Raw genomic sequence first — 21,369 nt, 5'->3', positions numbered from 1 at the left:
TAGTCATGTGCGGACTCTGCGGATTGCTGGGCGAAGACCTGCACTGGAGCGACCCCCTGGGCGACGAGCTGCCCAGGCGTCGTGAACGCCTGCGCCGGATCGCGGCGATCAACCAGGTGCTGGCGGTGTTCCGGCTCAAGGTCGAAGACTTCCAGGGTGCGTCTTATTTGTTGTTGGGCGCCACTGGCAAACAGGCCCTGGCCAGCGGCCTGGATCAACTGTGGCAGGCGGCGCAGGACATGCTCGGGCGTCCGTTGGATCCGCTCGACCCACGCCTGTTGGATCACTTGGAGTCCACCCCATGAGCATCGCTCTCAACGTCATCACCGGCTTCCTCGGCAGCGGCAAGACCACCTTGCTCAAGCGCCTGCTGCAGGGTGAAAGCCTGGGCGACACCGCGTTGCTGATCAACGAGTTCGGCGACGTCGGCATCGACCATCTGCTGGTGGAAGAGGTTGCGCCGGACACGGTGCTGCTGCCCAGCGGCTGCGTGTGCTGCTCGATCCGTGGCGAACTGAAGGAGGCGCTGCTGACCCTGCTGCAACGTCGCGAGCGCGGTGAAATTCCGGCATTCAAGCGGGTGATCCTGGAAACCACCGGCCTGGCCGACCCGGCGCCGATCCTCGCGACCCTGAATAACGACGTGCAACTGCGCGGGCGTTTTCATATCGGCCTGGTGATTACCCTGGTGGACGCCAGCCACGCTGCCCTGCAGGAGCGCCTGCACCCGGAATGGCTGGCCCAGGTGGCGGCGGCAGACCGTTTGCTGTTGAGCAAGACCGACCTGGCGGACGACTGCGCGGCACTGCGCGCGCACTTGCAGGCGCTGAATGCCGGCACCCCTATTATCGAGACCCATGCCATTCACAGCGGCGATCAGTTGCTGCTGGGCGAAGGTCTGCGCAGCGCTGAACCCGCCGTTGAAGTCAGTCGCTGGCAGCTGCATCAAACCACCACCGCCACCCACGGCGCTGCGCAAGTGTGCAGCCTGACCTTCGACCAGCCTTTGGATTGGGTCGGCTTCGGGGTGTGGTTGTCGATGCTGTTAAGATGCCACGGCGAACGAATCCTTCGCGTCAAAGGACTGCTCAACGTGAACGCCAGTAACGCCCCCATCGTCATCCATGGCGTGCAGCACTGCCTGCATGCGCCGGTGCATCTGCCTGCGTGGCCGGGCAGCGACCGTCAATCGCGGCTGGTGTTTATCCTGCGCGGCCTGGACCCTGCGCTGTTGCGCCGCTCCTTTGATGTGTTTTCGCGGCGGTTCGCGGCATGATCACCTTAAGGGTCCTCGGCACTTCGGTCACCTTGCTTGAATGCCTGCGCGTGCGGGCCGAGCAGGAACTGGGCATTCGCCTCGTGTACCAGGTGCATGACGTCGAACAGGCCCAGCGCATCGCGGTGATGCAGCCCGACAGCTATGACCTGTACGACCAGTGGTTCCATAACGTCGACTTCGTGTGGCCGGCCCGGGCGATCCAACCCATCGACACCCGGCGCATCGCGTTGTGGCATGAGATCAACGACCTGCCCAAGCGCGGTCGCTTGTCAGCCAACGACCGCCTTGGCAGCGGCAGCGTGCCCAGCGAGCGCTTGTTCGTGCAGCACGACGGCAGCCTCGGCAGTACCGTCACCGAACGCATCAGCATGTTGCCCCTGACCCACAACGCCGACAGCTTTGCCTACCGCCCCGAGCGCTTGCCCGAAGGCTTCTGCCATGGCAATGAAAGCTGGGGTTGGCTGCTCGACCCCGCGTGGCGTGCGCGCACGGCCTTGCAAAGTGATGCCGCCATCGGTGCCCTGGATGCCGCGCTGGCGGTGCAGGGGGCGGGGCTGGCCAGCTTCAGGGACATCGGCAACATGAGCATCGAAGAGATCGATGTGCTGGCCGACATCCTGGTGCGCAAGCAGAAGGAAGGGCATTTTGCGGCGTTCTGGTCCGATGACGAAGAAGCCGCGCAATTGATGCTCAGCCCGAGCATTGATATCCAAAGCCTGTGGTCGCCGACCTTGATGCGCCTGCACCGCGCCGGAGTGAAATACCGCCTGGCGGTGCCACGTGAAGGCTATCGAGCCTGGTTTGGGGGCTTGTCACTGTCGCGCCATGCCAAGGGCCCGGTGCTGGATGCGGCCTATGCTTACTTGAATTGGTGGCTGTCGGGCTGGCCCGGGGCGGTGATGGCGCGGCAGGGGTATTACATCGGTAACCCGGCGCGCAGTCGCGATCACTTGAGCGGTGCGGAGTGGGATTACTGGTACGCGGGCAAGCCTGCGCGAGAGGAACTGCTCGGCAGCGATGGCCTGCCATTGATCGACATCGGCGAAGTGCGCGACGGCGGCTCCTATGAACAGCGCATGGGGCACATTGCGGTGTGGAACTCGGTCATGGATGAACACAACTACCTGGTGCGGCGCTGGGGCGATTTCATGCGGGCCCGGTGTGTTTGATAAATGGCACTTGAACCCAACTGCTCCCTCCCGCCAACCTTCTATCGCCAATAAACCGCCACTAAAATCCCCGTAGTTATTGGGTGCGCTTATTCAAAGTCCCGGCTAATCTCTTCAAATCCAATATCCATGGAAAATGGATATATTTTTGACGCCAGGTCAGCCCTTGCAGGGAATGCGCATGACACCGGGACGCAGTGGCACAGAGAGGCGCAGGCGGCCAGGGGGCGCGGCAATGCGGTGGCGCCATACGTTCCAGACCCGCATTGCCGGGGTGCTGGCGCTGTTGCTGCTGGTCGTGGTCGCCGCCACCTACTTCGCCGTCAAGACCGCCACCACCCGCGCCGTGGAAAACCAGGCGCAAGTCCAACTGCGAACCGGCCGGCAGGTGTTCGAGCGCCTGCTCGACCTGCGCGGGCATCGCCTGCAATACGGCCTCGACTGGCTGAGCGCCGATCTCCCCTTCAAACACGCCGTGGCTGCCGGCCAGACCGGGCCGATGCTTGCTGCCCTGCGTCGCCACGGCACGGGTATCCGTTCCAGCGAAGTCTTCGTGTTGGACCTGGCCGGCAACGTCATGGTCAGCACCCTGCCTGTGGTCATCCGTGGCCAGCTTTTCCCCTATGACGAGGTCCTGCGCCAGGCACGGCGAACGGGCCTGCAGATGCTGATCGTAGCCATGGATGGACGGCCCTTTTTGCTGGTGCAGGATGAAGTGCTCGACCCGCTGCCCATTGCGCACATTGTCATGGGCTTTCCCATGGACGCACAGTTTGCCAATGAATTGCGCTCCATGAGCAACCTGGAGGTGTCCTTCCTCAGCGTGCACAACGGCAATCCCGGCCCGTTGCTCAGCACCCAGCCGCAGGCTTATCGCGCCGCCGCCCTCGACCTGTTGCGCGACGGGCCTGTCGACCCCGAGCCGCAGATCCAGCTGTTCCACGGCCAGCGCGTGCTGAGCCAGGTGTTGCCGCTGGCCAACACCGGTAATGGCGATGAAGTGCGGGTGTTGTTGCAAAGCCCGCTGGATCACGCGCTGGAATCCTTTGCGCCACTGGACCGGCAGTTCATCGGGATCGCCCTGGCGGTGCTGCTGGTGTCGCTGGCGGGTGCGTTGTTCCTGGCGCGACGTGTGTCACGCCCGCTCAATGCCCTGGTGCAGGCGGCCCAGCGGATTGGTGACGGTCATTACCAGACACCGGTGCGGGTGCGCAGCCACGATGAATTCGGCCTGTTGGCCCGCGCTTTCAATGCCATGCAAAGCGGCATCGCGGTGCGCGAGCGGCAACTGGCGCATAACGCCTTGCACGACCCGCTGACCGGCTTGCCCAATCGCGCCCTGGCCATGGAGCGCCTGGGCAGTGCGATCAGTGCGCGGCGGCCGGTGGTGTTGCTGTACTTGGGGATCGAGAACTACCGGGTCATCAACGAAGGGTTCGGCCCCGAAGGCGTTGAAGAAATGCTGCGCGAGGCCAGCCGCTGCCTGTCCATGAGCCTGCTGCCCAGTGACACGGCGGCACGCATCGCTGGCAGCGAGTTTCTGCTGCTGCTGGAAAACACCGAGGTCGACCGCGCCGTGGCACGTGCCGACCGCCTGTACGCGCTGCTCACCGAACCTCAGCGCATCGGCAATGATGAACTGCGCCACGAAGTGAGCATCGGCATCGCCGCTTACCCCGCCGACGGCCAGCAGGTCGAAGAATTGATCAGCCGCGCCGCCATCGCGCGGCATGACGCCGCGAGCCTGCCGGGGCATTTGCAGGTCTACCAGCAGGACCGCGACCTGGCCCATCAGCGCCAGATCACCCTGATCCGTGACCTGCGCCGTGCTGCCCCCGAAGGCGAATTGTTCCTGTGCTACCAGCCCAAACTCGATCTCAAGCATGGCCATGTAGGCCAGGCCGAAGCCCTGTTGCGCTGGCAGCACCCGACCCTGGGGCAAGTGTCGCCCGCTGAATTCATTCCCCTGGCCGAACGCACCGGCAGCATGAACAGCCTGACCCTGTGGGTGATCGAAGAAGCCATCCGCCAGATCGCCGAGTGGGCGCAGCGCGGCATGCTGATCCAGCTGTCGGTGAATATCTCGGTGGACGACCTGGCCGATGATGACCTGGCGATTCGCGTCACCGCGTTGTTGACGCAGTACCGGGTCGAGGCCGCGCAACTGATTTTTGAAATCACCGAAAGCGCGATCATGCATAACCCGCAACAGGCCCTCAGTGTGCTGGAGCAACTGCGCGGCTGCGGCATCAGCCTCTCGGTGGATGACTTCGGCACCGGCTACTCATCGCTGGCGCAGTTGCAGCGCCTGCCGGTGCAGGAGTTGAAGATCGACCAGTCGTTCGTGCGCAACCTCAACAGCAGCAGCGGCGATGGGGTGATCGTGCGGTCCACCATCGAAATGAGCCATAACCTGGGGCTCAAGGTGGTGGCCGAAGGCGTCGAGTTTGCCCCCAGCCTCACGTTGCTCAAACAGTGGAACTGCGACACCGCCCAGGGCTACCTGATCAGCCGGCCGTTGAATGCGATGGCCTTCGAAATGTGGATGCGCCGCGCGCGGGCACCGATCTAGAAAAGCCTGCGCAGCCACTACAGATTTTTTGCGCGGGGTCGATAACTTCTATAACGACTGACGGGTTGCGCAGGTTTTACCGACCGGCGGCCATGTGTTGCTGCATACTCGATAGTGGCAATTGGCCTTATTTGCGCCATCATGCATGCAGATCTACGCTTCCGTGCCAAGGCTGGCCGCTTTCTAGCCCATTTTCTGCGGATCGACCATGGCTCGGATTTTCCACTTTTTATCCCTCGCGGCGCTGTTGTTGGCCCCTATCGGCTCGGCGTCGGCGGCCACGCTTGAGGTGTTGGCTTACCAGGCCGACGGCCGACCGGTCGCCGATGCCGTGGTGACGCTGCAGGGCCCGGTCGGTGCGCCGCAAGGTGCGCTCAAGGCCGAAATGGACCAGCGTGACCAACGCTTCGCCCCCCATGTGCTGGCGGTGCATACCGGTACGCAGGTGCGCTTCCCCAACAGCGACAACATTCGTCATCAGGTGTATTCGTTCTCCACGGCCAAGCGCTTCGAATTGCGTCTGTACGAAGGCACGCCGGCCGCCCCTTTGCTGTTCGACAAGCCAGGGGTGGTGGTGCTGGGTTGCAATATCCATGACTGGATGCTCGGTTACATTTACGTGACCGACGACCCGCGTTTCGGCGTCAGCGACGACCAGGGCCGGGTGCGCCTGGCAGACCTGCCGGCCGGTGACTACCGCCTTACGCTGTGGCACCCGCAACTGGCGGATATGCAGCCGTTGGACGGCGGCACCGTGCACGTCCCGCCTGCCGGTCTCAGCCACCGTGTGGCGTTGACGCTTGCCCCTGCGCCCGCGGATGTACCACCAGCACCCAGCGCCTTTGGCGATGCTTTCCATCGAGCTGCCCGTGAAACTGCGCAGTAGTTTCCAGGCGCGGGTCGCCTGCGTGCTGATCCTGCTCTCGCTGGTGGTGATCGGTGCGCTGTATTTCAGCGTCAAGGCCGCGACCAGCTCGGCGGTACACCGCCAGGCCTTGGCCCAGTTGGAGGTGGGCACACGGGTGTTCGAGCGCTTGCTCGACGTTCGCGGTCGGCGCCTGGCCGATGGCGTACAGTTGCTGGCCGCCGATTTCGGTTTTCGCGACGCCGTGGCCAGTGGCGATTCGGCGACGATGCGCTCGGTGCTGCTCAACCACGGCAAGCGCATCAACGCCAGCGACATGATCCTGCTGGGCATGGACGGCAAAGTCCTGGCCAGCACCCTCAAGGACATCGCCGAGGGCTCGACCTTTCGCTATGACCTGGCCTTGCGCGAGGCACGGCAGAATTACCAGGCGACGCTGATGGTACCGTTGCAGGGCAAGCCGCACCTGCTGGTGGAGGCTTCGGTGCTGGCGCCGTTGCCGATCGCGCGGGTGGTGATGGGGTTCAGCATGGACAGTGCGTTCGCCGATGAATTGCGGTCGCTGAGCAACCTGGAAGTCTCGTTCCTGGCGATTGAGCAGGACCTGCCTGGCGAATTGGTCAGCACCCAGCCGCAAGTGTTACGCGCCAGTATCCGCGCGCTGATGCAAGGCGACTCGGCGCGCCGTGGCGTGTCCACCACCGATCACCTTGAGCAACGCTTCCTCAGCCAGTCGCTGGTGTTGGCCAGTGATGAAAACGGCAAAGTCCTGGCCCTGCTGCAAAGCCCGCTGGACGCGGCGATGCAGGCGTTTGCGCCGCTGGATGAAAAAATCCTGGGTATCGCCCTGGTCGCCCTGATCGCGTCGTTGATCGGTGCCTTGCTGCTGGCCCGCACAGTCTCGCGCCCGGTGCAGGCGCTGGCGCTGGCGGCCGAACGTATCGGCAGCGGCGACTACCAGACCCCGGTCGTGCTGACGCGCAGCGATGAACTGGGGCGCCTGGCCCTGGCGGTCAATGCCATGCAGAGCGGCATTGCCGAGCGCGAGCAACAGCTGGCGCACAACGCCCTGCATGATCGCCTTACCGGCCTGCCCAACCGCACGTTGGCGATGGAGCGCCTGGGCAGTGCGATTGCCCTGCGACGGCCAATGGCGTTGATCTACCTGGGCATCGACAATCTGCGCACGGCCAGCGAAACCGTCGGGCCCGAAGCGGTGGACCAACTGCTCTTGACCGTGAGCCAGCGCCTGCAAGCGGCGTTGCGCCCCGGCGATACCCTGGCGCACCTGATCGCCGATGAATTCCTGCTGTTGCTTGAAGGCGCGGGCAGCGACGAGGCCGTGGGTCTGGCCGACAAACTGCAGCAATTGTTACTGCGCCCCCAACGTATCAACGGTCATGATCTGGCGTTGGACTGCCGCCTGGGCATCGTGGCGTACCCGGCGGATGGCGAGAGCCCCCAGACCCTGCTGGAGCGCGCGGCCATCGCCATGAAGGACGCGGCGCAAATGCCCGATCGCTTGCAGGTCTACGAGCACGGCCGCGACCTCGCGCACCGCCGCCAGATCACCTTGATCCGCGACCTGCGCCACGCCCCCGGCCATGGCCAATTGCTGCTGCACTACCAGCCCAAGCTGGATATTCGCCAGGGCATCGTGCGTCAGGCCGAAGCCCTGTTGCGCTGGCAGCACCCGCAGTTCGGCCTGGTCTCGCCGGCGGAATTCATCCCCCTGGCCGAGCGCTCGGGCAGCATCCGCTTGCTGACCCAATGGGTGATCGAAGAGGGCATTCGCCAGCTATGCGAATGGAATCGGCGCGGCCTGGCCTTGCAGCTGTCGCTGAACATTTCGGCGGACGACCTGCTCGATGGCGAGCTGGCTCATCGCGTGTCGGCCTTGCTGCATCGCTATGGCTTGCCGGCGGAGCAACTGCTGTTCGAAATCACCGAAAGCGCTGTGATGCGCGAGCCGGAAAAAGCCCTCAAGGTGCTCCACCTGCTGCGTGATTGCGGCATCGGCCTGTCGGTGGATGACTTCGGCACCGGTTACTCGTCATTGGCGCACCTCAAGCGCCTGCCGGTGCAAGAGCTGAAGATCGACCAATCCTTCGTGCGCAACCTCGATGAGACCAGTGAAGACGCGGTGATTGTGCGTTCCACCATCGAGATGAGCCATAACCTGGGCCTCAAAGTGGTCGCCGAGGGCGTTGAATACGCCCATAGCCTGCGCCTGCTGGAGCGTTGGCAGTGCGACACGGCCCAGGGATACTTGATCAGCCGACCGTTGAGTGCCGACGCCTTCGAAGCCTGGGTGGCCTTGCCCCTCAGCGCGCAAACTTCCCTGGTTCATTGAGTAGTGGCATGACAGTGCGTATTTCGTTCCTGATCGGTTGCCTCGGCGCACTGGCCCTGCCAACGGCGCTGGCCGAGAATGGCCGCCTGATCGCGACCGGAGGCGCCGGCAGTCTCGAAGGCGCGGCGGGGGGCGGGATTACACCGTGGGCGATGCTGGCCGGTTATGGCGAGCAGCATGAGTGGGGCGCCACGGCGTTCGCCACCACGGTCAACCTGCCGGATTACCGGCTGGACGCGGCCGGTGTGGCATTGGCCTATGACAACCGCGTCGAACTGTCTTTCGCCCGCCAGCGCTTCGACCTCGGGAGCCTGGTGCATAAGCTCGACCTGCCCGAAGACAGCCTTGGGCAGGACGTGCTGGGCCTTAAGGTGCGGCTGTTCGGAGATGTGATCTACGACACGCTGCCCCAGGTCTCGCTGGGCCTGGAATACAAGCATCAGACTGACTTCGAGATTCCCCGCCTGGTGGGCGCCAAGCGTAACAGCGACGTCGAAGGTTACCTCGCCGCCAGCCGTTTGTTCATGGGCGCTGCATTCGGCTACAACGTGCTGCTCAACGGCAGTCTGCGCTACAGCCGCGCCAACGAGACCGGCCTGCTCGGGTTTGGCGGTGACCGCCGCGATAGCCGCAGCCTGCTCAAGGAAGGCTCGCTGGCGCTGCTGCTCAACCCGCGTTGGGCGGTGGGCGTGGAGTACCGCGAGAAACCCGACAACCTGTCGTTTGCGGGAGAGAGTGATTGGGCTGATGTGTTCGTAGGCTATTTCCCCAACAAGCATGTGTCGTTCGTCTTGGCCTACGCACGCCTGGGGGAAATCGCCACGCTGGATCACCAGAATGGCACCTATTTGTCGGTGCAAGGGAGCTTCTGATGCGCTGGTTACCGGTTTGCCTGCTGCTGTTGCTCAGTGCCTGCGCCCAACAGCCGCCCAAGGACGACAGCCTCTATCGCGACCTCGGCGCCCTGCCGGGGATCACCCGTATCGTCGAGGGCATGTTGCTCAACATTGCCCGGGACGCGCGCATCGTCGAACGCTTCCGGCGCGTCGATATCCAGCGCCTGCGCAGCAAGCTGATTGAGCAGTTCTGTGTCGAGGCGGGTGGACCGTGCACTTACACCGGCGACAGCATGGCCGAGAGCCATAAGGGCCAGAAGGTGAGCCGCAGTGACTTCAATGCGCTGGTGGAAGACTTGATCAAGGCGATGGATGCCGAGGGCATAGCGGTGCCGGTGCAGAACCGCCTGATCGCCCGGTTGGCGGCGATGCGCGGTGAAGTGATCGAACACTGATGTGGGAGCTGGCTTGCCTGCGATAGCGGTGGGTCAGGCCATACTGTTTTGGCTGATACTCCGCTATCGCAGGCAAGCCAGCTCCCACAGGTAGATTTTTCTTGCTCATGAAAAAGGCGGCTACCTTTGCAGGGTAGCCGCCTTTGTCTTACCGCCGATGAAGTTAATCCGGCAGTTTGAACGCCATCACATAGTCACCCTGCTTGGTACCCAGGGAACCGTGACCGCCCGCCATGACCAGCACGTATTGCTTGCCGTCCTTGCCGGTGTAGGTCATCGGTGTGGTTTGCGCGCCTGCCGGCAGACGGCCTTCCCACAGTTGCTTGCCGTTCTTCACGTCATAGGCACGCAGGTACTGGTCGAGGGTGCCGCTGAGGAAGGACACGCCACCGGCCGTGGTGAACGTGCCGCCCAGGCTAGGCACGCCCATGCTCAACGGGATCGGAACCGGCGAACTGTCGCGCACGGTGCCGTTCTTGTGCATCCAGATGGTCTTGTGGGTGGTCAGGTCGACTGCTGCCACGTAGCCCCAGGCCGGTGCCTGGCACGGCAGGCCCATGGGCGACAGCATGGCTTCGAGGATCACGCCATACGGCGCGCCTTTGTTTGGCTGCACGCCTTCGGTTTCGCTGACGCGCGGGCCTTGCTTGGCGATGTCGGCCGCCGGGATGAGCTTGGACTTGAACGCCATGTAGCTTGGGTTCACAAAGGCAATCTGACGTACCGGGTCTACGGAGATGCCGCCCCAGTCGAACACGCCGAAGTTACCGGGATAAACGATCGAGCCTTGCAGCGATGGCGGGGTGAACGGGCCGTCGTAGCGCAGGGATTTGAAGTCGATACGGCACAGCATCTGGTCGAACGGCGTCACGCCCCACATGTCACGCTCTTTGAGCGGTGGCGGCATGAAGTTCAGGTCCGACTTGGGCTGGGTAGGGGAGGTGCGGTCGCCCGCCACTGCGCCCTGCGGTACCGCCACTTCGTGGATCGGCACCACCGGCTGGCCGGTTGCGCGGTCCAGCACGTAGATGCTGCCTTGCTTGGTCGACGCCATGACGGCTTGCTTCACGCCGGCTTGCGTCTTGATATCGATCAGCGACGGCTGGCCGCCCACGTCCATGTCCCACAGGTCGTGGTGGGTGAACTGGAAGGTCCATTTCACGTGGCCGCTGTTGATGTCCAGCGCGGTCAGGCCGGCGGCGTATTTCTCGGAATCGTCGGTGCGGTCGCCGCCGTACTGGTCAGGCATCTGGTTGCCCATCGGCAGGTAGAGCATGCCGAGTTTTTCATCCACGGCGAACATGGACCACATGTTCGGCGAGTTACGGGTGTAGGTCTTGCCCTCGGCCAACGGTGTGGTGTCGTCCGGGTTGCCGCTGTCCCAGTTCCACACCAGCTTACCGGTGTGCACGTCGAACGCGCGGATTACGCCGCTGGGCTCGTCGATGGAAACGTTGTCGGTCACGTGACCGCCGATCACCACCAGGTCCTTGGTCACGGCCGGTGGCGAGGTGGAGTAGTAACCGCCTGGGGCGAAGCTGCCAATATTGGCACGCAGGTCGACCTGGCCTTTATCACCGAAGTCTTCGCACATCTTGCCGGTGTCGGCGTTGAGGGCGATCAGACGGGTGTCGGCGGTCGGTACGAAAATGCGTTTCGGGCAGGCCGTCGGCGCGGCCGCCGGGCTGGCACTGCCGGTCGGGCTCAGCGACGAGGCATAGACGGCGTCATCGTGATACGACACGCCACGGCAGGTCATGTGCGCCCAACCCTTGAAGTTCTCGGCACCCTGGCTGCTGATCTTCGGATCGAAGCGCCAGATTTCCTTGCCGGTGTCCGGGTCCAGGGCAATCACCTGGCTGTGCGGCGTGCACACGTAGAGCATGCCGTTGACTTTCAACGGGGTGTTTTCCGCGGTGGTCTCGCCCGGATCGTTCGGGCCAGGGATGTCACCGGTACGGTAGGTCCACGCCGGCACCAGTTTGTGCGCGTTTTCCGGGGTGATCTGCGCCAGTGGCGAGTAGCGATCGCCGTAAGCCGAACGGCCATAGGAATTCCAGTCGCCATCAGCCTGTGCCGGGGCGGCGCTGGCCATGCCCGGCACCGCGTCGCGGTCCAGTTGGCCTTTGATCTCACCCGGGTTGGTGAATTGGCTGGCAATGGCAGCGGCACCCGCCAGCACCACGGCCACGCTCAGCGCGCCAGTGCCCAGCGGGGCAGGCTGGCCACGCAGCAACGGACGGCGAAACCATGGAAGCAGCATGACGATGCCGAGGGCAAACAGCAGTGCCAGGCGCGGCACCAACTGCCACCAGTCCAGGCCCACTTCCCACAGAGCCCACACGGTACTGGCGAACAGCACCACTGCGTACAGGCCCAGCGCGGCGCGGCGGGTGGCCAGCAGCAGAATGCCGGTCAAGGTGATGCCGATACCGGCCAGCAGGTAATACAGCGACCCGCCGAGCATCGTCAGCTTGATACCCCCGGCCAGCAAGGCCAGGCCCATGATCAGCAGCAAGACACCTAGCAGCCTGGGCAGCAGGCGGCTTGGGCTCGAAGCACCGTCAGCGCTCATAGTTGTGTTTCTCCGTTACGTTGGAATTTGTGTCCCCGTGTTTCTTCACTGTAGATGACGATTCGACAGGGGCTTGGTTCAGTGCAAATTCGGGTTTTCTGAGGACAAGCGGGGTTATCCACAGACGGGCGATTTATCCCCAGGCGCGGGTCGGGAAAAGACAGCGCTGTCTTGAGAGAGGGGGAAATTCGGCAAGATGGGGTCGACCGCGGAAGTGAAACGTTTCAGTTTGTTGCGGGCAAGGATAAAGGGAGTGGGCGTCGAGAGAAAGCGCAAATCGCAAGATGCATCATTTCAGAATTGGTAACAGTGACAGAACGTCGCTGCACGAAAGTGTGGGAGCTGGCTTGCCTGCGATGCGGGCGCCTCGGTGTTTCTGTGGTACCGAGGAGATGCAATCGCAGGCAAGCCAGCTCCCAAAGGGTATTTGCGGGTGTCAGTTAGAACGTGGTGCGCACGCCAAACTGCACGCTTCTGCCTGGCGCCGGCGCGATGTCCCGCAGGATCGAGCTGGCGTACCGCACAGTCTGGTTGGTCAGGTTTTCACCATTGACGAACGCCAGCCATTGACTGCCGCCCATGTTGAAGCGATACCCCGCGCTCGCCCCCAAAGTGGTGTAGCCATCCGTGCCGCTCTCGTTATCCGGTACGCGGCCCTGGCCGGCGGCGTGTTCCACGTCGATGCGTGCCTGCCAGCGGTCCAGTTCCCACAGCAAGCCGCTGTTCAAACGCAGCGGAGCAATCCGCGGCAGGGCTTCGCCGGTGTCCAGGTTGGTGGCGCGGGTGTAGTCGCCCGACAGTTCAAGTGCAAATTTGCCGTAGGCGCTTTCGCCGAGTTTCCAGTGATCCTGGGCTTCAAAACCGGCGAAACGTGCACGCACGCCAGAGTATTTGTATTCGGGAATACCGCCTGCGTCTTCCTCGCCTTCATCGTTGAGCGTACGACCGCTGCCCAGCAAGCCGATGTAATTGGAGAAGCGGCTGTAGAACACGCCGAAACTGCCTTTGTGCGTGCCATTGTCAAAGCGCAGGGCCAGGTCGCTGGACACGGCTTTTTCTTTCTTCAGATTCGCGTCGCCCAGTTCATAGGTGCCGGTGGCGACGTGGGCGCCGTTGGCATACAGCTCATAAAAGGTGGGCGCGCGTTCGGTGTAGCCCAGGGTCGCAGCCAGGGACCAGATAGGTGTGAGCGTGTAGACGGCGCCCGACGACAGGCTGCCGGCGGTGAACGCATTGCTGTTCTCGGCCCCGGCAAAGCGCGCGTTGCCCTTGGCGTCCGGGTCGACGCTGGTGTGTTCCAGGCGCCCGCCGAGGCTGAGTTTCAGGCGCTCGGTGGCTTGCATCTGTTCGAGGATAAACAGCGCGCCGGCGTTGGTGTCGGTCTGCGGCACGAAGGCTTCTTCGCCCAGGGCCGAGAACTCGTTACGGGTCACCTGGGCGCCGACGACGCCGTCTAGCGGGCCGATCGGCTGGTGACGCGCCTCCACACGCGCTTCATAGCCCTTGTTCTTGAACACCGTGCCGGTTTCGCCGCCTTCGATTTCGCGGTGTTCGTAATCGGTGTAGCCAGCGTCGATCTTCACCGACGTAAACGGGCCTTGCAGGTTGCGGATTTCTGACGCGAAGGCGTAGTGATCCTGTTTCATGCGGATGCGTACATCCTGCTCGGCCGGAGAGCCGTAGTTCGCATCATAGTTGCTGTAGGACACGCCGGCGTAACCGTCATCCCAGGTGTAGGAACCGCCCAGCGCACCGCCGTCCTGGCGCCCGTCGCTGTTGCCCAGGCGGCCGTTTTTGCCGGGGGCGTCGTCGGTGGCCGGGGCGTGGCGGCTGCGCGCCTGGCCCGGAATTTTCAGGTCATTGAATTCCCGCGCATTCGCGTCCAGGTGCAAGGCAAAGGTGCCGTTGCCGGCCTCCAGCCTGCCGGCGCTGCTGCGCGTGGTGTCGGCGCCGCCGTAGCGCAATTCACCAGCACCGTGGATGCCTTCGATGGCTTCGGTGGGGATGCGGTTGTCGAAGGTGTTGACTACACCGCCGATGGCGCTGCCGCCGTACAACAAGGCCGCCGGGCCACGCACGATTTCAATGCGGTCGACATTGACCGGGTCCAGCGGCACCGCATGGTCGTAGGACAGCGACGACGCATCCAGCGCGCCCACGCCGTTGCGCAGAATGCGAATGCGGTCGCCATCCTGGCCACGAATGATCGGCCGGCTCGCGCCTGGGCCGAAGTACGAAGACGACACACCCGGCTGCTTGTTCAGGGTTTCGCCAAGGCTGCCCTTCTGTTGCAGGGTCAGGTCATCGCCTTCGAGCACGGTGGTTGGCGAGGCGAGCTGTTCATTGCCCAGCGGGTTGCCGGTGATGACTTGGGGCTGCAGCTCAAGGGCGTGGGCTTCGGCGCAGATCAGCAGGGCGGCGGCAAGCGGGGTCAAGCGCCACAGAGAAGAGAGGGACATCAGACATTCCTTGGCAAAGCGACGAAAAGATTGAGATTTATGGTTACAATATAACATCTCTTTTTCGCTGGGGGCGGGAACTTTTTTTGATCGTGCTAAAGTGCGCAGCTGTGTTTTCTCTCTTCGTAAAGGCCCGGCATGACCGCGACAAACAACGACCCACTCCACGGCGTAACCCTGCAGCACGTCCTCACCACCCTGGTTGAGCATTACGAATGGGCGGGCCTTGCCGAGCGCATTGATGTGCGCTGTTTCAAGAGCGACCCGAGCATCAAGTCGAGCCTGACCTTCCTGCGCAAAACCCCTTGGGCGCGGGAAAAAGTCGAAGGCTTGTATGTCAAGCTGATGCGCACCAAACGCCCGCTGGACTGAGCCCATGAAGCGGTTTGCAGCGGCAACCGCCCTGGCCGGTTGGGCGGGGTTGGCGATTCAGCAGTACCTGATTTTTTATTCGCGCTGGGAGTCCGGCGCCAGCCTGCTCGGCGGACTGATCAATTTTTTCAGCTTCTTTACCGTGCTCACCAACACCCTGGCGATGGTGGTGTTGAGCTATGCGTGGGTGGAACGCGACAGCGCGGCGAAACGGTTTTTCGGCGGGCCGGTCATCAGCAGCGGCATCGCCGTGAGCATCCTGGTGGTCGGCCTGGCCTACAATCTGCTGCTGCGCCATTTGTGGCAACCCGAAGGCTTTCAATTCATCGCCGATGAGTTGCTGCACGACGTCATGCCGGTGCTGTTTTTTATCTACTGGTGGCGGTGCGTACCCAAGGGCAGCTTGCGGCTCAAGCACATTGCCGGCTGGGTGGTTTACCCGCTGGTGTACTTCGGTTATGCGCTGCTGCGTGGGGATTTGCTCGGGCAGTATCAGTACCCGTTCATCGATGTCCTGACGCTGGGTTATCCACAAGTGTTCGTGAATGCCGGAGGGATTTTGGCGGGGTTTGTGGTGATTGCATTGGCCGTTGTAAGCCTCGACACATTCCTGAAACGAGCACGTTAACAACTGTGGGAGCGGGCTTGCTCGCGAATGCAGAGTGTCAGTCGCCAGATGTGTTGGCTGACCCACCGCATTCGCGAGCAAGCCCGCTCCCACAGGGTTAACCGTGTCAGGTTCCTATTCTTCTTCGCTGCCCTCGGCCCGCCAGTAGCCCACCGCCTTGAGGTATTCCTCGTTGACCTTGTGAGTGTCCAGCAGCACGCGGCGCACCTGGCGCGAGCGTCTGGTTTCGGTCGCCACGAAGCAGTACAACACACCGCCGGGCGGTGTCAGCTTGCGCACCGTTTCGAGCAGGTCATCCTGGCCGCGTATCACCCAGATCACTTCCACATCGGCGGCACTGTGCAGGGGCTGTTGCTCGGCCGCATTGGCAATTTCAATCACGGCCAGGACCCGGCGCCCCGCCGGCAATTCTTCCAGGCGCCGGGCAATGGCGGGCAGGGCGGTTTCATCGCCGATCAGCCAATAGCTGTCGAAGATATCCGGCACGATCATCGAGCCGCGCGGGCCGCCGATGTGCAGGTGCTGGCCGACCTGCACCTGCTCGGCCCAGGTGGAAGCGGGGCCATCGCCGTGCAGCACGAAGTCGATGTCCAGCTCACCGCTGCTCGGGTCATAACGGCGCGGCGTGTAGTCACGCATGGGCGGCTGCGGGCCATCGCCCTTGATGCTGAAGGTCGGGCTCTCCAGCGCGGCCTGTTCGGCGGCGTTCTGCGGGAACAGCAGCTTGATGTGATCGTCACTGCCCAGGCTGATAAACCCCGCCAGTTCCGGCCCGCCCAGCGTGACGCGGCGCATGCGTGGCGTGATGTCCACCACCCGTAGCACTTCGAGGCGGCGACGTTTGATTTCGTGGGTAACGCGGTGGATGGTGTCTGTGGTCATTGGTCTTTCCCGTCGGCAATGGCTTGAGCGGTGCGATTGAGCAGCGTGGCGACACGCACGATTTCTTCCTGGCTCCAGCGCCCGTGATGCGCGTGCAGGGCATGGCGCAGGTTGTGCACCGCCTCGTGGATCTCCGGCGGGCGGTCCTGGCCGCGCAGCGAGCGTTTGCTCACGTCGATGCGCATGCGCACGCCCTCCACGGCAATCGCCTGCTCACTCAAGAACAGACGACCTGCGTCGGTGATTGTGTAGCGTTTTTTTCCGCCGTCGGTGTCGCCGGTGATCAGTTCGCTCTCTTCGAGGAACGTCAGCGTCGGGTAGATCACACCGGGGCTGGGGCTGTAGGCGCCGTCGAACAGGCTTTCGATGCGGCGGATCAGGTCGTAGCCATGGCACGGCTGTTCGGCGATCAGCGCCGGCAGCAGCAGTTTCAGATCGCCCGGCGCGAACACACGGGGGCCACGGCCACCGCGTTCGCGGCCCGGGCGTTTTTCGAAGCCGTCGCGGCCATCGTGGTGGGGGTGATGCTCTCTCATTTCTCTGCGCTCCGTCTTGGTTAGATACAACGTAAGATATATCTTGGTGGGCAGGCAACGTTGTCCGACCAACGGTCGTGGCTCGTCCGGGGCAGCATGGGAATTATTCAACGCAAAGGCGAAAGTTGCGATAAGTGAACTAGAGTGATTAATGAAGTTGCCCGGCGCAGTAATTACTGGGCTATTTCCGAATGTGTAATCCGCTTCTTACAGATGCAATTCATGCTAAGTTATTCTCATTAAAGTTCATGTAGTCCAGTTCTTACAGGGTTTTTGAAAGTTTTAGTAAAAAGCCATAATTTTCCGATAAGTTGTAGTTAGCTTTAACTACGAAGTTAAGCGAATCGGACGGCATACGCACGTGGGATTGATCTTGATACTTGCCTGGCGTTGGAGGTTCTTAAACTTTCAATGCAACTAGTTGGAAAAATGACTTTTCCGGCTTTCTAAGAACCCCTGATTTTTAGATGACAGGTAATCACCATGTTCAAGAAGCTTGCTTTCGCCGTGCCGTTCGTCGCTGCCGCCCTGAGTTCCTCGGTGGCGTACGCCGTTGACGATGCGCGTTCATCCATCAACATCAAGGCCGACATCCCTACCAAGCAATTCCACGCTCAACCACGGGACCCTAACTTCGGTAAAGATGAAACCATGAGCTACAACACCGTCAGCGGTGAGCTGAGCTCCCTGCGCGCCACCTTCGATGTGAAAAACACCGACGGTTCGGTGCATGCCTACATCGAGGGCGGTCCAACCGCTGCTTCGTTGTACAACGGCACCGACAGCATCGCGCTGACCAACATCTTCAACGGTGTCGTGCTCACCGCCTCCCCGCAGGAAGTGGTCGATGATCCTCAGTCCACCCCAGGCACCCAGGCTGACCTGGTGGTTCGCGCCGCCAAGCCGACCGATACCCAGAACGGCCTCTACACCGCCAGCTACACCGTGATCTTCGACGCCGTTCCACGTTGATGATCGCTGCCCCGGCGCCGCGATGATGCCGGGCACCCGCTGAATAAGGGTCGCAGGACTGTCCTGTCCTGCGGCCTGCTCAACAGCCCTGATTGCCTGTACTGACGAGTATTCCGTTCATGTTTTCGAAGACGCCGATTGCGGGCGCGCTCGCGCTATTGCTGTGCGCCAGTGCCTGGGCCGCGCCGACGGCGCCCGGCACGACGCCGGGCAGCCTGCTGTCTCAATCCGAAGGGTTGCCCAAGGATTTTGAACAACACTTTTTTGATGTGCCCCTCGCGGTGCGTGTTGAACTCGATCAGCAGTTTCTTGGCGAAGCCATGATTGTGCTGGGCCGTGACGATAAGATCACCTTGTTGGAGTTCACCGATATCGGCGACAGCAACTTCACAGCCGCCGACCGCGACACCTGGCAGCAACTGCTGCAACAAGGCATGCCCTTGGGCGGTTGCGAAACAAGTTGCCCTGCCCAACTGCTGGCGGTGCACTACAGCCTGGAAAATTCCCTGGTGTCGATCCTCACCGAGAACATCGAACGCAACACCGATATCAAGCGTTACTACGATTTGCCCGAAGCCGGTAGCCATGGGTTGATCATTAATAACCAATTGAACCTCACCGGCGGCGAGCGGGAAGAACTGGGCGGCCGGTATGGCCTGGAAGCCAGCGCCAGCCTGGGTAACTGGACCCAGGCGTTGAACCTGCAACTGTCGCGCTTTGGCGGCACTGACACCACGCTTTATCACGCGGTGCACGAGCTTTATACCCAGCGCGAGCTGGAAGGCAACTTCCTGCGCCTGGGCTATTTCACCCCCGGTTCCGACGGTTTGACGCGCCAGATCCGTTCATTCGGCGCCAGCCCCGACACGGCGGTGGGTGTGATGTACGGCAGCTCCGACAGCCTGCTGATCAACAACCCCAAGCCAAGCGTCTACCCGATTTACGTCACCGCCAGCCGCCAGGCGGTGGTGGAAATCTACCGCAACGGCCTGCTGATCAATGCCCAGCCGGTCGCCGCCGGTTTGCAGACCCTCGACACCCGGCCACTGCCCGGCGGTATCTACGAAGTGGAAGTGCGCCTGGTCGAAGACGGCTTTACCACCTCCACCACCCAGGAGCTGGTGTACAAGCCCAACAACTGGCGCAACGCCGACGAACGCTGGCGCTACAGCACCTTTGTCGGGCGCGAGACCAAGCTGCTCAGCAACTGGGAAGAACAGAGCAGCGGGTTCATCACCTACGGCGCGGGCGTCAACTACCTGGCCCACCCGCGCGTGATCCTTGGCCTGTCGACCCGCAAAGTGCGGGAAATGATGCAATACGGCACGTCCATCGACTGGACCCTGGCCAGTTCCGCCAGCGTGTATGCCAACGTCTACCAGACCCAGGACCACGGCACCGGTCTGGACCTGCAAGGCATGTACAGCTATGGCCACGGCAGCATCGTGCTCAGCCACAACCGCAGCTGGCTCGACACCACGCGCACCTTTGAAATCCTGCCCGACGGCACCCGCCTGCGTTCGCGCACGGTCTTCGTAGGGCGCACGAGCAACTCCTCGTTGTCGGTCAACCATCGTTTGAGCAACAAGAGTTCGGTCAGTGCGCGGCTGTCCCACAGCCAGGGCAACATCGAAGGCGTAGGCCTGGACCTGGGCTGGAACCAGCGCGGCACCCTGTTCGGCAGTGATGCGAACTGGCGCCTGTCGGTGTTCGACCGTCCGGCCACGGCCAGCACCGGCGACACTCGCAACCGCGGCATCGACCTCAGCGTCAGCCTGGCCCTCGGCGCGCCGGGCGAGCAATGGTCGGCCAGCCTCGGCACGCGCACCGCGCGCGACGGCAGCCGCGACAACAACGGCTCGCTGACCTACCAGAAAACCCTCGAAGGTCACCTGCTGCAAAGCGTCTCCGCCACAGCCACCGCCGACACCTACGGCGTGGGCCTGGCCGGGCGCGCGAGCTTCCAGAGCGATGCGGTATACGGCGACACCTTCGTGCAGCGTTCCTCCTACACCGAACGCCTCAGCGGCGGCCTGAACCTGAGCAGCACGGTGGCCGTGGGCGCGCAGAAAGCCGTGCTCAGCAGCCAGCACCACACCGGCGGCGCGGGGATGATCGTCGACGTGGAAACCGACCTCGACAACATCACCCTGCGCGCCGACGACCTGGCCGGCGGCAGCGCCAAACTGCGCCCCGGGCGTAACTACGTGCCGATCACCGCCTACAAGAACAGCACCCTGAGTTTCGACTTCGAAGGCAACCATCCGCCGGCCGCCAACATCCAGCCGACCCGGACCAACTACCACCTGAACAAGGGGGGCGTGGACTACCGCAAGATCAGCGTGATGAAAACCGTGACCGTGCTCGGGCGCCTGCTCGACGCCCAGGGCAAGCCGCTCAAGGGCCACCACGTGATCAACCACGCCAGCCGCGCGGTCAGCGAGGTCGATGGGTTCTTCTCGATGGAAATGAACGCCGGCGCGCCGACCCTCGAAGTGCGCTACGCCAACACCCTGCTGTGCCAATTCCGCCTCGACCCGAGCAAGGCGCGCCAGGAAAGCGATGTGCTGTTGATCTGCGACCTGCGCTGTACGCCGGATACGTTGGCGGATGTGGCGACCACTGACCGGGCGGCGGGCTGATCTATTTTGCTTATTGAGGTTGTAAGAATGAAACGTTTGTTAATGCTGTGCAGCGCCTGTCTGTTTTCTCTGGGGGCCGTCGCCGGCCCGCAGATCAACGTGGGGGTGGTCTACGACTACCTCAGCGGCGACAAAAGTACCTACATGAAACGGGTGTTCAACGGCGGTACGTCCACCGCCTTCGTCAAGGTCAATATCCTCGAGATGATCTACAACGACGACGGCACTTACCGCGAAGTACCGCTCAAGGACCAGCACGACGCCACCGCCCGTGACGGCCTGATGGCCAGCCCCGCGCGGTTGATCGTGCCGGCCAATGGCACCCAGGGCACGCGCCTGTTGTTCATGGGCAACCGCGACAAGGAGCGTTACTTCCGCGTGCGCTTCGTGCCGGTGGTGCCCCAGAGCGACGATGAATTCGCCGCCACCGATGAAGAGCGCGCCGAGTACAAGGACAGCCTCGCCGCCGGGGTCAAGGTGCTGGCCGGCTACGGCACGGTGTTTTTCGTGCGGCCCAAGAACACCCGTTTTGACACCGCGATCCAGGACAACGCCAAACGCTACACCCTGCACAACAAGGGCAACAGCGTGGTGGTGATCGACGAGTTCAAGGACTGCGCCGCCGGCTCGACCACCGACTGCCGCCCGACACTGCGCCACCACATCCGCGCCGGGCGTTCCTATGGCTTCGACAAAGAGCCGGGCCGTGAATACCGCTTCAGCCTGATCGAAGGCAACGAGAGCAAACCCATCGAGGTCAAGGGCTGAGCCCTG

At 62.7% G+C, this 21,369-nt stretch carries 17 protein-coding genes; 13 read left to right on the top strand and 4 right to left on the bottom strand.

Annotated elements, in window-relative coordinates:
• The first annotated feature begins 5 nt into the window (after positions 1 to 5).
• The 8 genes from KVG91_RS00115 (at position 6) to KVG91_RS00080 (ending at position 9,529) form a co-directional block, all read left to right on the top strand.
• A complete protein-coding gene (locus tag KVG91_RS00115; protein WP_104501808.1) occupies positions 6 to 305 on the top strand; it encodes a hypothetical protein in 300 nt (99 codons plus the stop codon).
• The gene (locus KVG91_RS00110; protein WP_169375496.1) at positions 302 to 1,276 is read left to right on the top strand and encodes a CobW family GTP-binding protein; all 975 of its coding nucleotides are present in this window, start codon (positions 302 to 304) and stop codon (positions 1,274 to 1,276) included. The genes KVG91_RS00115 and KVG91_RS00110 overlap by 4 nt, the downstream gene beginning before the upstream one ends.
• The gene (locus KVG91_RS00105; RefSeq protein ID WP_169375497.1) at positions 1,273 to 2,448 is read left to right on the top strand and encodes an ABC transporter substrate-binding protein; all 1,176 of its coding nucleotides are present in this window, start codon (positions 1,273 to 1,275) and stop codon (positions 2,446 to 2,448) included. Before KVG91_RS00110 ends, KVG91_RS00105 begins: the two co-directional genes overlap by 4 nt.
• A gap of 235 nt (positions 2,449 to 2,683) precedes the next feature.
• Positions 2,684 to 5,020, top strand: a complete 2,337-nt coding sequence (locus KVG91_RS00100) for a putative bifunctional diguanylate cyclase/phosphodiesterase (protein WP_169375498.1) — start codon at positions 2,684 to 2,686, stop codon at positions 5,018 to 5,020.
• Positions 5,021 to 5,228: 208 nt separating this feature from the next.
• Entirely contained in the window at positions 5,229 to 5,906 is a 678-nt protein-coding gene (locus tag KVG91_RS00095; protein WP_169375499.1) for a methylamine utilization protein, read from the top strand.
• Positions 5,890 to 8,238, top strand: coding sequence for a bifunctional diguanylate cyclase/phosphodiesterase (locus KVG91_RS00090; protein ID WP_169375500.1), 2,349 nt, complete (start codon positions 5,890 to 5,892; stop codon positions 8,236 to 8,238). Before KVG91_RS00095 ends, KVG91_RS00090 begins: the two co-directional genes overlap by 17 nt.
• Before the next feature lie 8 nt (positions 8,239 to 8,246).
• The gene (locus tag KVG91_RS00085; RefSeq protein ID WP_169375501.1) at positions 8,247 to 9,110 is read left to right on the top strand and encodes a DUF3034 family protein; all 864 of its coding nucleotides are present in this window, start codon (positions 8,247 to 8,249) and stop codon (positions 9,108 to 9,110) included.
• Positions 9,110 to 9,529 carry a group I truncated hemoglobin gene (locus KVG91_RS00080; RefSeq protein ID WP_169375502.1) on the top strand — a complete coding sequence of 140 codons (420 nt, stop codon included), beginning with the start codon at positions 9,110 to 9,112 and terminating at the stop codon, positions 9,527 to 9,529. The genes KVG91_RS00085 and KVG91_RS00080 overlap by 1 nt, the downstream gene beginning before the upstream one ends.
• A gap of 163 nt (positions 9,530 to 9,692) precedes the next feature.
• Here KVG91_RS00080 and KVG91_RS00075 read toward each other — a convergent pair whose 3' ends face one another.
• Complete coding sequence (locus KVG91_RS00075; RefSeq protein ID WP_169375503.1) at positions 9,693 to 12,104, bottom strand: glucose/quinate/shikimate family membrane-bound PQQ-dependent dehydrogenase; 2,412 nt, start codon at positions 12,102 to 12,104, stop codon at positions 9,693 to 9,695.
• Positions 12,105 to 12,544: 440 nt separating this feature from the next.
• Complete coding sequence (locus KVG91_RS00070) at positions 12,545 to 14,563, bottom strand: TonB-dependent receptor (protein WP_169375504.1); 2,019 nt, start codon at positions 14,561 to 14,563, stop codon at positions 12,545 to 12,547.
• Positions 14,564 to 14,701: 138 nt separating this feature from the next.
• Here KVG91_RS00070 and KVG91_RS00065 point away from each other — a divergent pair, with 138 nt between their 5' ends.
• The gene (locus tag KVG91_RS00065; protein WP_169375505.1) at positions 14,702 to 14,935 is read left to right on the top strand and encodes a VF530 family protein; all 234 of its coding nucleotides are present in this window, start codon (positions 14,702 to 14,704) and stop codon (positions 14,933 to 14,935) included.
• 4 nt (positions 14,936 to 14,939) lie between these two features.
• Entirely contained in the window at positions 14,940 to 15,563 is a 624-nt protein-coding gene (locus tag KVG91_RS00060) for a Pr6Pr family membrane protein (RefSeq protein ID WP_169375506.1), read from the top strand.
• A 114-nt stretch (positions 15,564 to 15,677) separates the two neighbouring features.
• On the opposite strand, the gene KVG91_RS00055 is transcribed toward KVG91_RS00060, so the two are convergent.
• Both KVG91_RS00055 and KVG91_RS00050 read right to left on the bottom strand, forming a co-directional pair.
• Positions 15,678 to 16,445, bottom strand: a complete 768-nt coding sequence (locus tag KVG91_RS00055; protein ID WP_169375507.1) for a siderophore-interacting protein — start codon at positions 16,443 to 16,445, stop codon at positions 15,678 to 15,680.
• Positions 16,442 to 16,981, bottom strand: a complete 540-nt coding sequence (locus KVG91_RS00050) for a PadR family transcriptional regulator (protein WP_169375508.1) — start codon at positions 16,979 to 16,981, stop codon at positions 16,442 to 16,444. The genes KVG91_RS00055 and KVG91_RS00050 overlap by 4 nt, the downstream gene beginning before the upstream one ends.
• Before the next feature lie 483 nt (positions 16,982 to 17,464).
• On the opposite strand from KVG91_RS00050, the gene KVG91_RS00045 reads away from it, so the two are divergent.
• From KVG91_RS00045 to KVG91_RS00035, 3 genes are all read left to right on the top strand, one after another.
• Positions 17,465 to 17,953, top strand: coding sequence for a CS1 type fimbrial major subunit (locus KVG91_RS00045; RefSeq protein WP_169375509.1), 489 nt, complete (start codon positions 17,465 to 17,467; stop codon positions 17,951 to 17,953).
• Between the two features lie 119 nt (positions 17,954 to 18,072).
• Positions 18,073 to 20,595 carry a CS1-pili formation C-terminal domain-containing protein gene (locus tag KVG91_RS00040; protein WP_169375510.1) on the top strand — a complete coding sequence of 841 codons (2,523 nt, stop codon included), beginning with the start codon at positions 18,073 to 18,075 and terminating at the stop codon, positions 20,593 to 20,595.
• A gap of 27 nt (positions 20,596 to 20,622) precedes the next feature.
• Entirely contained in the window at positions 20,623 to 21,363 is a 741-nt protein-coding gene (locus KVG91_RS00035; RefSeq protein WP_169375511.1) for a molecular chaperone, read from the top strand.
• The last annotated feature ends 6 nt before the right edge of the window (positions 21,364 to 21,369 follow it).

The organism is Pseudomonas azadiae (assembly GCF_019145355.1).
Taxonomy (GTDB): Bacteria; Pseudomonadota; Gammaproteobacteria; order Pseudomonadales; family Pseudomonadaceae; genus Aquipseudomonas; species Aquipseudomonas azadiae.
The sequence above is the reverse complement of the archived record's forward strand: the minus strand, read 5'-3'. Positions and strand labels throughout refer to the sequence as shown.